Source organism: Nonomuraea sp. KM90 (genome assembly GCF_052246675.1).
GTDB lineage: Bacteria > Actinomycetota > Actinomycetes > Streptosporangiales > Streptosporangiaceae > Nonomuraea.
Genome location: NZ_JBQQCB010000001.1, coordinates 107,677 through 118,803 on the forward strand (window position 1 = coordinate 107,677; position 11,127 = coordinate 118,803).

21 protein-coding genes are annotated in these 11,127 nt (G+C 70.2%); all 21 read right to left on the reverse strand.

Annotation, left to right across the window (positions count from 1 at the left end; translation table 11 throughout):
* Positions 1 to 3: 3 nt before the first annotated feature.
* Complete coding sequence (locus ACTWPW_RS00660; RefSeq protein ID WP_443167635.1) at positions 4 to 204, reverse strand: hypothetical protein; 201 nt, start codon at positions 202 to 204, stop codon at positions 4 to 6.
* Positions 197 to 373 carry a hypothetical protein gene (locus ACTWPW_RS00665; RefSeq protein WP_443167636.1) on the reverse strand — a complete coding sequence of 59 codons (177 nt, stop codon included), beginning with the start codon at positions 371 to 373 and terminating at the stop codon, positions 197 to 199. Before ACTWPW_RS00665 ends, ACTWPW_RS00660 begins: the two co-directional genes overlap by 8 nt.
* Positions 370 to 597, reverse strand: coding sequence for a hypothetical protein (locus ACTWPW_RS00670; protein ID WP_443167637.1), 228 nt, complete (start codon positions 595 to 597; stop codon positions 370 to 372). The genes ACTWPW_RS00665 and ACTWPW_RS00670 overlap by 4 nt, the downstream gene beginning before the upstream one ends.
* Positions 594 to 902, reverse strand: coding sequence for a hypothetical protein (locus ACTWPW_RS00675; RefSeq protein ID WP_443167638.1), 309 nt, complete (start codon positions 900 to 902; stop codon positions 594 to 596). The genes ACTWPW_RS00670 and ACTWPW_RS00675 overlap by 4 nt, the downstream gene beginning before the upstream one ends.
* Positions 899 to 1,990 (reverse strand): RNA ligase, encoded by a 1,092-nt coding sequence (locus tag ACTWPW_RS00680; RefSeq protein WP_443167639.1) that lies wholly within the window; start codon positions 1,988 to 1,990, stop codon positions 899 to 901. Before ACTWPW_RS00680 ends, ACTWPW_RS00675 begins: the two co-directional genes overlap by 4 nt.
* Positions 1,987 to 2,694, reverse strand: coding sequence for a hypothetical protein (locus ACTWPW_RS00685; RefSeq protein WP_443167640.1), 708 nt, complete (start codon positions 2,692 to 2,694; stop codon positions 1,987 to 1,989). The genes ACTWPW_RS00680 and ACTWPW_RS00685 overlap by 4 nt, the downstream gene beginning before the upstream one ends.
* Positions 2,691 to 3,188, reverse strand: a complete 498-nt coding sequence (locus tag ACTWPW_RS00690) for a RusA family crossover junction endodeoxyribonuclease (protein WP_443167641.1) — start codon at positions 3,186 to 3,188, stop codon at positions 2,691 to 2,693. The genes ACTWPW_RS00685 and ACTWPW_RS00690 overlap by 4 nt, the downstream gene beginning before the upstream one ends.
* Positions 3,185 to 4,294, reverse strand: coding sequence for a DNA-methyltransferase (locus tag ACTWPW_RS00695; RefSeq protein WP_443167642.1), 1,110 nt, complete (start codon positions 4,292 to 4,294; stop codon positions 3,185 to 3,187). The genes ACTWPW_RS00690 and ACTWPW_RS00695 overlap by 4 nt, the downstream gene beginning before the upstream one ends.
* Positions 4,291 to 5,694: a helicase-related protein gene (locus ACTWPW_RS00700; RefSeq protein ID WP_443167643.1), complete on the reverse strand. Its 1,404-nt coding sequence runs from the start codon at positions 5,692 to 5,694 to the stop codon at positions 4,291 to 4,293. The genes ACTWPW_RS00695 and ACTWPW_RS00700 overlap by 4 nt, the downstream gene beginning before the upstream one ends.
* Positions 5,691 to 6,224: a hypothetical protein gene (locus ACTWPW_RS00705; protein WP_443167644.1), complete on the reverse strand. Its 534-nt coding sequence runs from the start codon at positions 6,222 to 6,224 to the stop codon at positions 5,691 to 5,693. The genes ACTWPW_RS00700 and ACTWPW_RS00705 overlap by 4 nt, the downstream gene beginning before the upstream one ends.
* Positions 6,221 to 6,619, reverse strand: a complete 399-nt coding sequence (locus ACTWPW_RS00710) for a hypothetical protein (protein ID WP_443167645.1) — start codon at positions 6,617 to 6,619, stop codon at positions 6,221 to 6,223. Before ACTWPW_RS00710 ends, ACTWPW_RS00705 begins: the two co-directional genes overlap by 4 nt.
* Positions 6,612 to 6,812, reverse strand: a complete 201-nt coding sequence (locus ACTWPW_RS00715; RefSeq protein ID WP_443167646.1) for a hypothetical protein — start codon at positions 6,810 to 6,812, stop codon at positions 6,612 to 6,614. Before ACTWPW_RS00715 ends, ACTWPW_RS00710 begins: the two co-directional genes overlap by 8 nt.
* Positions 6,812 to 7,255 carry a hypothetical protein gene (locus ACTWPW_RS00720; protein WP_443167647.1) on the reverse strand — a complete coding sequence of 148 codons (444 nt, stop codon included), beginning with the start codon at positions 7,253 to 7,255 and terminating at the stop codon, positions 6,812 to 6,814. Before ACTWPW_RS00720 ends, ACTWPW_RS00715 begins: the two co-directional genes overlap by 1 nt.
* On the reverse strand, positions 7,255 to 7,914 hold the full coding sequence (locus ACTWPW_RS00725) for a 3'-5' exonuclease (protein ID WP_443167648.1): 660 nt from the start codon (positions 7,912 to 7,914) through the stop codon (positions 7,255 to 7,257). The genes ACTWPW_RS00720 and ACTWPW_RS00725 overlap by 1 nt, the downstream gene beginning before the upstream one ends.
* The gene (locus ACTWPW_RS00730; protein WP_443167649.1) at positions 7,911 to 8,156 is read right to left on the reverse strand and encodes a hypothetical protein; all 246 of its coding nucleotides are present in this window, start codon (positions 8,154 to 8,156) and stop codon (positions 7,911 to 7,913) included. Before ACTWPW_RS00730 ends, ACTWPW_RS00725 begins: the two co-directional genes overlap by 4 nt.
* On the reverse strand, positions 8,156 to 9,172 hold the full coding sequence (locus tag ACTWPW_RS00735; protein WP_443167650.1) for a hypothetical protein: 1,017 nt from the start codon (positions 9,170 to 9,172) through the stop codon (positions 8,156 to 8,158). The genes ACTWPW_RS00730 and ACTWPW_RS00735 overlap by 1 nt, the downstream gene beginning before the upstream one ends.
* Complete coding sequence (locus ACTWPW_RS00740) at positions 9,162 to 9,467, reverse strand: HNH endonuclease (protein ID WP_443167651.1); 306 nt, start codon at positions 9,465 to 9,467, stop codon at positions 9,162 to 9,164. The genes ACTWPW_RS00735 and ACTWPW_RS00740 overlap by 11 nt, the downstream gene beginning before the upstream one ends.
* Positions 9,467 to 9,802, reverse strand: coding sequence for a hypothetical protein (locus ACTWPW_RS00745; RefSeq protein WP_443167652.1), 336 nt, complete (start codon positions 9,800 to 9,802; stop codon positions 9,467 to 9,469). Before ACTWPW_RS00745 ends, ACTWPW_RS00740 begins: the two co-directional genes overlap by 1 nt.
* Complete coding sequence (locus ACTWPW_RS00750; RefSeq protein WP_443167653.1) at positions 9,802 to 10,095, reverse strand: WhiB family transcriptional regulator; 294 nt, start codon at positions 10,093 to 10,095, stop codon at positions 9,802 to 9,804. The genes ACTWPW_RS00745 and ACTWPW_RS00750 overlap by 1 nt, the downstream gene beginning before the upstream one ends.
* 332 nt (positions 10,096 to 10,427) lie before the next feature.
* Positions 10,428 to 10,856: a helix-turn-helix transcriptional regulator gene (locus ACTWPW_RS00755; RefSeq protein ID WP_443167654.1), complete on the reverse strand. Its 429-nt coding sequence runs from the start codon at positions 10,854 to 10,856 to the stop codon at positions 10,428 to 10,430.
* The gene (locus ACTWPW_RS00760) at positions 10,853 to 11,092 is read right to left on the reverse strand and encodes a hypothetical protein (protein ID WP_443167655.1); all 240 of its coding nucleotides are present in this window, start codon (positions 11,090 to 11,092) and stop codon (positions 10,853 to 10,855) included. Before ACTWPW_RS00760 ends, ACTWPW_RS00755 begins: the two co-directional genes overlap by 4 nt.
* Between the last annotated feature and the right edge of the window lie 35 nt (positions 11,093 to 11,127).

The window sequence follows — 11,127 nt, forward strand, 5'->3', positions numbered from 1 at the left end:
CTCTCATGCATCGTCGTCCACCCCCGCCGCGTCGAGGATGGCCTCGCAGATCTCCCACGCGTCCTCCGGCGGGATGTGCACGGAGGTGTAGACGCCATTCGTCGACAGCACAGCCAGCGCCGCGTGCGGCACCCCGTCATAGTCGACGCTGCGCACGTCCAGCTCGTCGCCGTCGCGATCGATGTACCCGTACACGTCATCCACGGGTGACTCCCTCCAGGAAGCGGGCTCCAGCGTCCACAGCGCTCGCGGCCCCGCCGATCACGGCGCGGACGACGGCGGCGGCCGACTCGGGGCGCGAGAACATGAACCACACCACCGAGGCGACGACGAACACGGCGACGATCCGCAACAGCAGGAGTCTGAGGGTCACGGCTGCTCCCGGGTGGTGATGACGAGGCCCTCCAGGCCGGCGGAGCGCGACATGATGTGGCTGACCGCGTCCGCGTCCGCGAGCGCCTCCACGGCCGGTTCGCCGAGCTGCGCGGTGAGCTGGTCGGCGATGCAGGGGCACACGTACCAGCGACGCAGCACGATCGACCCGTCCGGCTGTCGGGTGACGATCGACAGCGCGGCAGGGCTTCCGTGGCCGCTCACGACGCTCCCTCCGTGCAGGCCGGGTACGTCTCGCCCTCGGCGCACGCCTCGTACGCGGCCTGAGACACGTCCACCTCGGTCGTGCCGTCGCCGGCCCGGAGCGTCAGCTCCCACTCGGCGGGCTTGTACACGGACGTGTTCTGGCACGTGGTGCGCTTCTTCGCGCCGGTGCCGGTGGTGGAGCACACCTTCTTCGGCTTCGTCTCGGGGGCGTCGTACTCGTGCCCAACCACGACGCCGGACGGGGGCGGGCCGCACGCCGCCACGGCAAACACGGTGGCGGCGAGAGCCGCGAGCGCCCTCATGCCGAATCCTCGGAGGACGTGACGGGCCGAAGGTCACCGGCCGGGCGCAGCGTCTTCCAGATGCCAGGCCGCGGGTCGCGGCCGTCAAGGAGGTTGAACAGCCAGGCCGGGCTGGCACAGCGGGTGGCCCACTCGGCGTAGTGCTTGCGCTCCCAGCCGTCCGGGTAGGCCTGGTCGAGCTTCTCCACGATGTTGGCGTGGGTGGCCCGCGCCGCCCCGTACGCCATGTCGGCCTGCACCTGGAGGCCGCCGGCGAGGTCGCGCACCCACTGGTGAAACTCGTCGGGCAACGGCTCGCAGATGTCAGCGACGGTCTTGCCGTCGCCGAGCAGCTCCCACACGCCGCGGGCATTCAGGCCAGTGATGACCTTGTGAAGGGCCACGTAATCGGCCTGCTTGAGCTTCACCATGCGGCCCGACTCGACCAGCCGGACCACCACGCCCTCCGCGCCGGGACGCGGCGGCAGCGCCAGCGCGTCGGCCAGCGTGCGCACGCTGAACACCGTCGCCCGCGGACCCGACCACCCGGACACCCAGTCCGGGCCGACCACGTACCCGTTCGCCTTGTCCACCGCGCCGAGCAGGAACAGGTCGTCGGCACCCGCGTAGTCGACGACGATCCGGTTCTCCGGGTAGACGACCTCGAACAGGACCGTCATCCCCGGCGGCGGCGTGAAGTCGCCGTACCGCGCGTGCAGCACCTCGGTCGCGTGCACCGCTTGGGCGGAGGTGAACGAACCGCGCGTGGCAATCCGGTACCCGCGCATCGTCGGGTACATGATCCCCAAGGAGCCGTCCAGCTTGTCGATGACCTCGGCCGGCGCCGACAGGTCGAGCTCCCCCGCCATGGGATCGCCGTAGTTGAAGAACTTGGCGAACGGCCGGGCCATCACCAGGCCGTCGGGGCCGACGATGAGCCCGCGGCAGGTGGTGGTGATGGCGTCCCAGGCGCCCTCGTACTGGGTCTTCTCGGTGTAGTTGTAGATGAACAGTGGCTCCGTCGGGTGCTGCTGGACCCGCACGTACCCGTCGGCGATGCGCTGCTCCAGGTGCGCCAGGTCGAAGAGGTCCTCGATGCGCGGCATCATGCCTCCGCAGCGACGCTGATGGGCATGGGCAGCTCGTCGCGCCACGGGTTACCGTCCAGCAGGTCGCCGTCGGCGTCGAGGTGGCCGGCGGGTGTCCACACGCCGACGAAGTGCTGCTCGACGGTGATGAGGAGCTGATCGGACGGATCCGGCCCGCAGAACACTGTGAGCCGCTCGCCCTTCCCGGCGGCCTTGGACCAGCGGGGCAGCATCGCCGGGGTCAACAGCAGCGCCGGGGCGCCCACGCTTTGCTGGCGGTGCAGCACTCGGCCGAGGATCTTCCGCCAGCCGTCCAGGGCGGTCGGCTGGCCGGGGACGCGCCGATCGTGGAGCACGAGCCGGGTACCGTCCTCGGAGTCGATCCGGAGCGCGAGCGCCGAGATGCTGGTGTGCTCCAGTGGAACGCTCACCTGGTCGAGGACCAGCACCAGGCTGGGATCCTCTTCCTTGGTGAACTTGAAGAGCTTGAGCATGGCCGCGGCGTCGGTGCGGTCGATGTGGATCACAACGTCGTCGGTAAACCCGACCGGCTGCCGGGTGGCGGCCATCGTGACGCGGTCGGTCGCGATCGCGTGCACGGTGGAGCCGCTCGTCTCGAAGCGGACAACGTTCAGCTCGGGCAGGTCCGCGCTGGTGCAGGCGTGCGGCAGCACGGGCGCGATCAGCGCGTGCAGATCCCGCGTGGTCAAGTCGATCCTGGTCATGAGGTTCCTTCGATAGCGATGGGCCAGATCTTGATGACGGCGCCCGGCTGATCCAGGGCGTCGGAGTGGATACGGGGGTAGGTCGTGATGGCCCGGCCGTCACAGACCTGGGAGTCGTCGGCGTAGGCCACGCCGGTCAGCGCGTCACCAATCGCTCGAGCGAAGTGGTCCCAGTCGCTCGAGCTGCGGGTGATCGGCCAGGCAGCGCTGACCGACTTCGGCCGGGCCACCGTGACCACTGCCTCCAGGCGGACTGGCCCGAGCAGCGCGGCGTGCACCTTGGCCGGGCGGTCGCACAGCACGCACTCCTGGCTGCCGAACGGCTGCCGCTCGTGCTGGCCGGTCGCGAGGACCGCGGCCTGGCGGACCTTGCCGCGCCACTCCGCGAGCTCGGCGCCGTTCGCGTGGCGGAGCTTGCCGTGCCGGGTGCCCTTCAGGTTGCCTTGGCCTGCCGGGGTGCCGTACACGGTGAAGGTGAAGTGCGGGGCCGTCATGCGCCGGCCCCGAACAGCGTCGGCTCGTCGTCCTGCTCACGCTGGGCCGCGGCGCTACGGAGGTTGCGGGCGGCCACCCGGAAGTAGCTCGGCTTCAGCTCGACCCCGACGAAGCGGCGGCTGTGACGCAGCGCGCCCACGCCTTCCGAGCCGATCCCGGCGAAGGGGCTGAGTACGGTCTCGCCCGGTGCCGACCAGAGCCGCACGGCGCGCTCGATCACCGGGAGCTGGAGCGGGCACAAATGGCGCTCGTCGTCGTTGTCGCGGGCCTCGCGCACGCCGAGCACCTCGGTCTCGCGGATGCCATACCACACGGGGTAGATCCAGTCCTGGGTCGCAGGGTCGATCAGCCCGTCGCCGGTCGGCTCGCCGATCGCCCACACTGGGCGGGCGAGCTCGATCCACTCGTTCTGCCGCTCCTCCGGCGTACCGCCGAGCGTGACCTCGCCGGGGATGCGCGTCTCGTTCTTGCCGGGCGCCCGGAACAGCAGGAGGTAGTCGGCCCAGGCCTGCCACATCGCCGCAGAGTCGCGTTCGAGCTGGGCGAACAGGAGACCCTTGGAGTGGGTGCGGATGGCCTGCGCTTGCGGGTTCTTGTCGATGGTGATGCGGGAGTGGTAGTGGAACCCCATCTCGGTGAAGTGGCGGATCGTGTCGCCGGAGAAGTCGCGGCGGCCGGAGAATCCGTGCTTCACCTCGTAGGCCGGGAGGTCGGCGACATGGACGGCGACGATCCGGCCCGGCTTCATGAGACGCAAGAGCTCGCGGGAGACGTAGGCGAACTGCTGCCAGAAGACGTCGTCGCTCGGGACGTTCCCGAGATCGCGGTCGCTCGGCGAGTACGTGTAGGTGGAGGAGAAGGGCGGCGAGAACACCGACAGGTCGATGCTCGCGTCGGGCAGGCCAGGCAGCACCTCGGCTGAGTCGCCGTTGAACAGGGCCCAGTTGGGTCCGTCGGCCTGGTCCATGATGCGCGGCCGGTGGAACCGCTCGACATGCTCATCGAACGAGGGGTTCACGAACGCGGTCCGCGGGTCGATCCCGTCGGCGAGCGCGGCGCGGCAGATATTGCAGGCCGTGTCGTCGATGACGCGGTCATTGATCATGCGGTCTTCAGCCAATCGGGGATGGTGAGTGGGCGGGAAGGTTCGTAGCCGTCACCCTTGGAGGTGCCGGCGAACAGCTCTCGCCGGTTCTCCGCGGCGATCGCGGCAACCAGGCCGGTGGTGATGTCACCTGCGAGGCGCTCCTTGGAGCGGACGTTGTCAGCGATGACGTGCTCGACGTCGGCGAGCACGATGTGCGCGTGCACTGACCGCTGCTGGCCGAACCTGTAGCACCTGCGGATCGCCTGGTAGTACTGCTCATAGGAGTCGGACAGGCCGCAGAAGACCATGCGGGCGCACGACTGCAGGTTCAGGCCGTAGCCTGCGATCTTCGCCTTGGTCACTAGGACGCGGGTGCGGCCCTGGGCGAAGTCGAGCAGCGCCTGAGCCTTGAACTCGGGCGAATCTGAGCCTTGAACGTTGACCGCGCCGGGGATCGCCGCGGTGATGGCGTCGGCTTCGTCGTTGAGCCCGGTCCAGGCGATCCACTGTTCGTCGGGCTCGCTTCCGATGAGCTCGACGGCGGCCTTCACGCGGCTCGGCAAGGTTTCCCGGCGGACCTGCGCGCGCTGCGTGATCCCGGCCAGCTTGGTCGTGAACAGCTCGCCCTCGGCCGACCAGCTCGTCGGCACCAGGTGGTCGCGGATCTCCAGCGGCGGCAGCTCGTAGGCCGCCCCGTCGAAGCCGAGGTCTTCAGGTGTGCGGCAGGCGATCGCCCACGTGGCCAGCCAGTCGAAGAACGCATCCTTGGCATGGCCCTTGATCCGGTACTTCATGAACTCGCCGCGGGAGTCGGCGATGAAGAACGTGCTCCGCATCTCGTTCGGCGACATCACGCCAAGAAAGTCGGCGTGGTTGCACAGCTCTTCGAGGTCGTTCGGGGCCGGGGTCGCCGAGCACGCGATTCGGTAGGGCGTGCGCTCGAACGCTTTGACCAGGGCGCGCTTGATGGTGCCGCTGAAGGCCTTGAGGATCGAGCTCTCGTCCAGCACCACGGCGATGTACCGGGCGGGGTCAAACTTGTGGAGCCGGTCGTAGTTCGTGACAACAATCCGGCCGGGCGCCTGGTCGGCCTCCGCTTGGTCGCGCACGTAGGTGACCTCGACGCCGATGGCCGCGGCCTCGCGCACGGTCTGCTCAGCGACCGCGAGCGGCGCCAGGATCAGCGCTCGGCCGCCGACGTTCCGGGTGACGATGTCGGCCCAGGCGATCTGCTGGCGGCTCTTGCCGAGGCCCGTGTCGGCCCAGATCGCCGCACGCCCGCGCCGTACAGCCCAGGCGACGATGTGCCGCTGGAAGTCGAACAGCCGCGGGTCAACGTCGTCGGCCTGGCACGCGATGCCCGAGCTCGGCGGACGGCGCCGCTTCGAGGCGAGGAACGCCTGATAGTCGAGCGTCATGCGGCCACCTCCGGCAGCGGCGGCATCCCCTCGGTGCGGACCGGTAGCAGCCCGGCAACGGCGGGCATCCCGTCGATGGCCCAGACGAGGATGCCGTTCGGGCCGCCCACCTGGTAACCCGGGCCACCTCGGCTCCACGCCTGCAGGAGCTGGGCGTCTACCACCACGCGTTGACCGTCGGAACGCTCCAGAAGGCGGCGCATGAGCGTGCCGTCCTCGTAGAACCAGCGGGTCGCGTACACGTTCGTCCGGTCGGTCGCGGCCAGCAGCGGCAGCATCTCGCGGCGCACGAGCTCCGGCCCGAACGACTGCTCGGCCTGCACGGGCGTCAGCGTGTCGCCGCGCAGCTCGTACGCGCCGTCCACCGGCCAGCAGAGCTCCCGCCACAGCGGGACACCGAGCTCGGCGCAGCCGTACGACCACGCCGCCCACCGGCGACCGTCCGGGCCGGACACGACCGTCAGCCGCCGCTCCCGCCCGCCGGCGGCGCTGGCGAGCCGGCGCAGCCGGGCCAGTGTAAGGCCGCTCATGATGCCGCCTCCGTAAGCGCGGTCTTCAGGGCGGCCATGCGGCGCTCACCGAACCCTTGAAGCGCCAGCAGCTGCTCATCGGTGAACGAGGCGACAGCGGCGATGGTCCGGAGGCCGGCCCGCTCAAGAGGCTTGGTGAGGTGCCAGGTCGCCCCAGGCACCGACGAGATCGCAGCGTCGCCGGGCAGGCCAGCGCGGGCGATCAGCGCGGCGACGGACTCGTGCACGGCCTCGAACTCGATGAGCGCGGCGACGAGCTTGCGCAGCGGCTCCAGCGATCCGGCGGTGGCGTGGCCCAGGATGCGGGTGCCGTTGAGGGAGCCGTCGAGGTCGAGCCGCCACCGGCCGCCACCGATGTCGGTGACGGTGGCCCAGGTCGGCCAGGTCTCAGGCAAGGGACACCTCCGGCTTGGGCGCGCCGTTCTCGTGCCACTCGCGGTGGGCCTCCTGCTGGAAGCGGGCGCTGTCGATGTGCTTCCACGTCCGGCCGCGCCACGGACCGCCGTCCTCACCGGCAGTGCACTCCTCGTTGCGGCAGACGGCCTGGTAGAGGCCACCATTGGCCAGCTCGATCGCGACACGCGCCATCACGACACCTCGCAGAGGTCGGCCACGATCCGGGCGGCGAGTTGAAGCGGAACCACGACATCGACCAGCGACAGCCGACCACGCCGGGCACGCACCAGCAGCAGCTCCCGACCGTCGGTGGTCGCCGCGTCGAGCAGTTCGGTCGCGATCCGGTCGGCTCGCTCAGGGGGGACGTACCGCTCGACCACGGCCAGGCCGTGGTCTGAGACCCACTGCACGGTGATCTTCTCCGTAGCCATCACGGACTCCTTCTCGGGAATGGGCCGCTGGGCGCGGTGCCACTGCCGGTGGGCGCGGGCCTCGTCCTCGGCGCCCGCCTTGACGACGTGCACGCCGGATTGCCACAGGCGACCCTCCGGCCCCTCCGTGCAGTCGTGGGTCTGGCAGAACGCCTGGTGGCCGCCCTCGACCGGGCGTACCAGCACGGCGACGCGGGGCGCCATCAGGCACCGCCCGTGATCGCGTCGTTGACGGCCCTGACGAGCCGTGCGTCACCGAGCGCGGTATGGGCCTCGAACTGGTCGGGATCGACGCCTACGGCGCGGTACAGCGCGGTGGACTTCCATGGCAGCTCCGCAACAACGCCAGGCACCTGAGCCAGAGCGTCGTGCGGTTTGCCCTCGGCCGCGAGCTGATCAGTGGCCTGCCGTACCACACCGTGCAGGTAGCCGACTGCCAGCGCCTCGATGTCGATCAGGTGATAGTGGGCGGTCCAGCACTCGTTGTGCTTTCGCAGGAAGCGCCGCAGGAACCGGAAGTCGAAGTCCGGCACCGCCCCCACTACGTGCGCGCCGTCGAGCATCTCGGCGAGCATCTGCGCCACCCTGTAGGCGCTGGTGATCGCTGGCGGATCGCCCGACCCCAGGTAAGGGGCGGTCACGACGGCCGCCTCGCCAGGCGCATGCTCGCCATGGACGCGCCGTTCGTAGTAGCGGCCGATCTTCAGTGACGTCGGGTCGGCGTTGCGCAGATTGGGCCGGATCTGCCAGAGGTGCTCGGTGTCGCCGCCGCCGTTGCGCACGATGGCGCCGATCTCCCACACCTCGCCGCGCTCGTCGTCGAGGCTGGTCGTCTCGCAATCTACGAAGACGATCCTGGTCATCGGGCTTCCTCTCGGGTTCGGGTGAGCGCTGCCTTGCGCTCCAGGTACTCGGCGGGCAGGCCCTGGGCCGGCCGGGAATCGGGCGGCGGCTTCAGCGCCTCCACAACGCGCCAGCCGTGCCCGCGGACGATGTGCACGAGCTCGACAGCGCCAGTCGCCGGGTCGGAGTGGCCGTGGTCGGCCAGCCAGCGGGCGATCACCGACTGCAGTCGGCTGACGTCGGCGGCGTACGGATCACTCATCACGCCTCCTGGGCGAGTTCTTGGTCGGTGGGTCTCAGCGCGTCGAGGGCGCGTTCCAGCGCGGCCTGATCGTCCGCAGTCCACGCCCGACCGGCTTGCTCGGGCGTGACGCAGCAGAAGGACCCCTCAGGGTCGCGGGCGCACGTGGCGCAGGCGTGGCCCAGCTCGACGTCGCGGCCGAGGCGTCTCAGCGCGTCGCGGAACTCCGGGATGTGCTGCGCGTCCTGGAACCGGCCTTCGGCGATGACCATCCCGGCGTAGTTCGTGATCGCCTCACGGCCGAAGCCGGCGGCGAGCGCGGTGGCGGCCATCGGCGCCAGGTGCTTGGACTTCACCCAGCCGGGCGCGGTCCGGAAGCGCGGGATGCTCGCCACGAGGGAACGGGCGATGAAGATTTCCGGTTGCGCCGAAGGCGCCGCCTCGCGCGCACGCACGTAAGGGTCAGGCTCTTGGCCTACGGCAACCGGAGAACCATGTTCCCTGCTACCTGCAACCTGCCCCCTGCTACCTGCAACATAAGAAAGCGACAACTCTTCCGCGTCGGGCGCAGGCTCGTCCGAGCCTCGCGCAGACTTCTCTGCGCCGGGCTCGGGCGGGCTGTCGTTAGGGCCCTCCACTTGCGGCGGAGCGGGCAACCGACTCGGCACCTTGGCCGTCTCCAGCCGCTGATGCTTGGCCAGCTTCGGCAAGAACAGGTACGGGTCGCCCTGCATGTAGTACCGCTGCACCCGGCCCGTCGCGACCAGCTCATCAAGGAGACGTTCCGTGCCGTCGTAGTCGATGTCGTCCTCGTACGGCAGGCACTGGCCCTTGATGAACCGGGGGTCTCCCTGAAGGCGGCCATGCTCGTCGGCCTGGCCCCACAACGCGACGTAGAGGAACCGCGCGTCGCGGGACAACTCACGGGCGATCTTCCGCTTGGTGAAGTACTCGGGCTTGATGCTGCGGATGCGGGCCAACGGGTTCCCCTCTACTTCGTCTGTTACAGCGGTTGGTGCGAGCACGTCAGCGCGCATGTCTTCGCCCCTCGATGAGGCGGCTGCCCTTGCGGCGATTGCACGGTCGGCACGCGAGCACGAGGTTCTCGATCGCAGTCGAGCCGCCCTGGGCTTCAGGGATGACGTGGTCGATCTCGTGATCAAAGGAGACCCAGGAGCTCGGTTGGCCGCTGCGCAGACGCCACCACCAGATCTCGCCCAGGGCGCCGCAGTAGTGGCACGGCACCTTGATCGAGGCGCCTGGCGGGCAGTGGTACTTCACCGCCACCTGACGGCGGATGGCGGACGTGATGCTCTTCTTGCGGTAGGCCATCACGCCACCGCCCGTCTTCGCGCCGCGCGGGTGCGGGCCGCGTTGGTGCGGTGGTGCTCGGCGTCGTACGCGAGATGGCACGGAGCACACCAGGCGGCCAGGTTGTCGTCGGCGCAGTTTTCCGGCTGGTGGTCGCGATGGCCGGTGGTGAGCACGGTGGGTTTGCCGTTGGTCGGGTGCGGCTCGCGGTGGCGGGCCTGGCATCGGCCGCCGTGGTCGTGGCCGCACTCCCCGATGCACTCGCACCGGCCGCCGGCGCGCTCGAACCTGATGCGCCGGCTGATCTGCTTCCAGTCGGCCGGGTACCTCAGGCGGTTCTCGGGGCGGATGGGCATCACGCCACCGCCTGGGCAAGTCGGCGGCGCTCCAGCGGGCTGAGCCCGCCCCACATCCCGTAGCGCTCGTCATGCTCCAGGGCGTAGTCGCGGCACTCTTGCCAGACGGGACAGCTGCGGCAGACGCGCCGCGGCTTGCCGTAGACGCTGCTCATGCCGTCGCTCTGGTCGTCCCTCGTGGGGTACCAGAGGTCAGGGTCTGCGAGGCCCTCCTCGATGAGCTGCCTGCAGAGGGCCCGGTCGGTCCAATGCGGGCCGCGGGGTGTGTCGAGTCCGTGGTCGCTGCGTCGCACGTGGCACCTCCGTGTTGGGTGGCCCCGGCCGGGCTCGCGCTTCCCAGCCGGGGCCTCGGTCCGTCTCCGCCCCCGAGCGGCTACGGACGTGCAGTCCCGGGCCAGGGCGCCCCCCAGATCCCTGGCCCGGGAGTTTGTGGCCTGCCTCGCCCCAGCCCCCCAGCTGGGGCGAGGCAGGCTGCCGAGCAGCGGGGAAGTGCTGCCCGGCGCGGCGGAGCGCTGGAACGCTCCGCCGGGTGCCTGCGCGGCCGCCAGCCCATACGGCGCGCAGGCGTCGCCGCTGCCGGAGCTGCCCGAAGGGCGCTCGACGGCGGCGGCGAGTTTGTGGGTGGTCATCGTGCGGCCTCTGCGTCTGCGAGGGCGCGGCGGATGGCGAACGCGGTCTTGCTGGTGCCGCTGGTGAGGCCGCGTTCGATCTGGCTGACGGCCATGCCGGTGGCCCCGGCGCGGCGGGCGAGCTGGGACTGTGTGAGTCCGAGAGCTTGCCGGCGTTGGGCCACGTCGTCGCCGGCGATGGCGGCTTGGAGTTGCTGCCCGTTGGGCAGTCCGTGGCCGCGCAAGCCGATCGATTTGACCTTGAGCGGCCGGAGCCAGTGGTCGTCGAGGTTGAGCTGTCCGTTGACCCATGCCTCGATGAGCTGGGTGGCGGCTTCAACGCTGGCTTCGCTGCCGAGCTCGAACGTCATGACGATCCGGGCGGGCGCGGTCGGCTCTGGTTCGCCCGTGGGCTTGGGCGCGCGGGAGTGGCGGCTCTTGGTCATCGCCGCCCCCTGAGGATCTGGCGGGCGATGGTGAGCGGCGTGACCCGGGCCGGGGTGGTGGCCGGCTGGGTGGCGCGCACGAGCGCCTCCAGGTCGTGAGCTGGGATCTTCTGCTCAGGCGAGGGCCAGGGGCCCTGCTCCAGCTCGTTGGCGAGGGCGTACAGCTCCCGCCAGACGTAGGTGGGCCGCTCTCCGGCGAGCTCGCGCAGGCGGGCGACGATCTGGGCTGTCGTCATGGCCGGCCTCCGAAGACGTGGCTGATGGGCCGGAT

Coding starts and splice junctions, on each gene's coding strand:
- ACTWPW_RS00755 (WP_443167654.1), bottom strand. CDS start 10,856: ATGACCAAGAGCCGCCACTCCCGCGCGCCCAAGCCCACGGGCGAACCA.
- ACTWPW_RS00720 (WP_443167647.1), bottom strand. CDS start 7,255: ATGGCGCCCCGCGTCGCCGTGCTGGTACGCCCGGTCGAGGGCGGCCAC.
- ACTWPW_RS00760 (WP_443167655.1), bottom strand. CDS start 11,092: ATGACGACAGCCCAGATCGTCGCCCGCCTGCGCGAGCTCGCCGGAGAG.
- ACTWPW_RS00735 (WP_443167650.1), bottom strand. CDS start 9,172: ATGCGCGCTGACGTGCTCGCACCAACCGCTGTAACAGACGAAGTAGAG.
- ACTWPW_RS00730 (WP_443167649.1), bottom strand. CDS start 8,156: ATGAGTGATCCGTACGCCGCCGACGTCAGCCGACTGCAGTCGGTGATC.
- ACTWPW_RS00705 (WP_443167644.1), bottom strand. CDS start 6,224: ATGAGCGGCCTTACACTGGCCCGGCTGCGCCGGCTCGCCAGCGCCGCC.
- ACTWPW_RS00700 (WP_443167643.1), bottom strand. CDS start 5,694: ATGACGCTCGACTATCAGGCGTTCCTCGCCTCGAAGCGGCGCCGTCCG.
- ACTWPW_RS00690 (WP_443167641.1), bottom strand. CDS start 3,188: ATGACGGCCCCGCACTTCACCTTCACCGTGTACGGCACCCCGGCAGGC.
- ACTWPW_RS00740 (WP_443167651.1), bottom strand. CDS start 9,467: ATGGCCTACCGCAAGAAGAGCATCACGTCCGCCATCCGCCGTCAGGTG.
- ACTWPW_RS00675 (WP_443167638.1), bottom strand. CDS start 902: ATGAGGGCGCTCGCGGCTCTCGCCGCCACCGTGTTTGCCGTGGCGGCG.
- ACTWPW_RS00695 (WP_443167642.1), bottom strand. CDS start 4,294: ATGATCAATGACCGCGTCATCGACGACACGGCCTGCAATATCTGCCGC.
- ACTWPW_RS00725 (WP_443167648.1), bottom strand. CDS start 7,914: ATGACCAGGATCGTCTTCGTAGATTGCGAGACGACCAGCCTCGACGAC.
- ACTWPW_RS00680 (WP_443167639.1), bottom strand. CDS start 1,990: ATGATGCCGCGCATCGAGGACCTCTTCGACCTGGCGCACCTGGAGCAG.
- ACTWPW_RS00715 (WP_443167646.1), bottom strand. CDS start 6,812: ATGGCGCGTGTCGCGATCGAGCTGGCCAATGGTGGCCTCTACCAGGCC.
- ACTWPW_RS00685 (WP_443167640.1), bottom strand. CDS start 2,694: ATGACCAGGATCGACTTGACCACGCGGGATCTGCACGCGCTGATCGCG.
- ACTWPW_RS00745 (WP_443167652.1), bottom strand. CDS start 9,802: ATGCCCATCCGCCCCGAGAACCGCCTGAGGTACCCGGCCGACTGGAAG.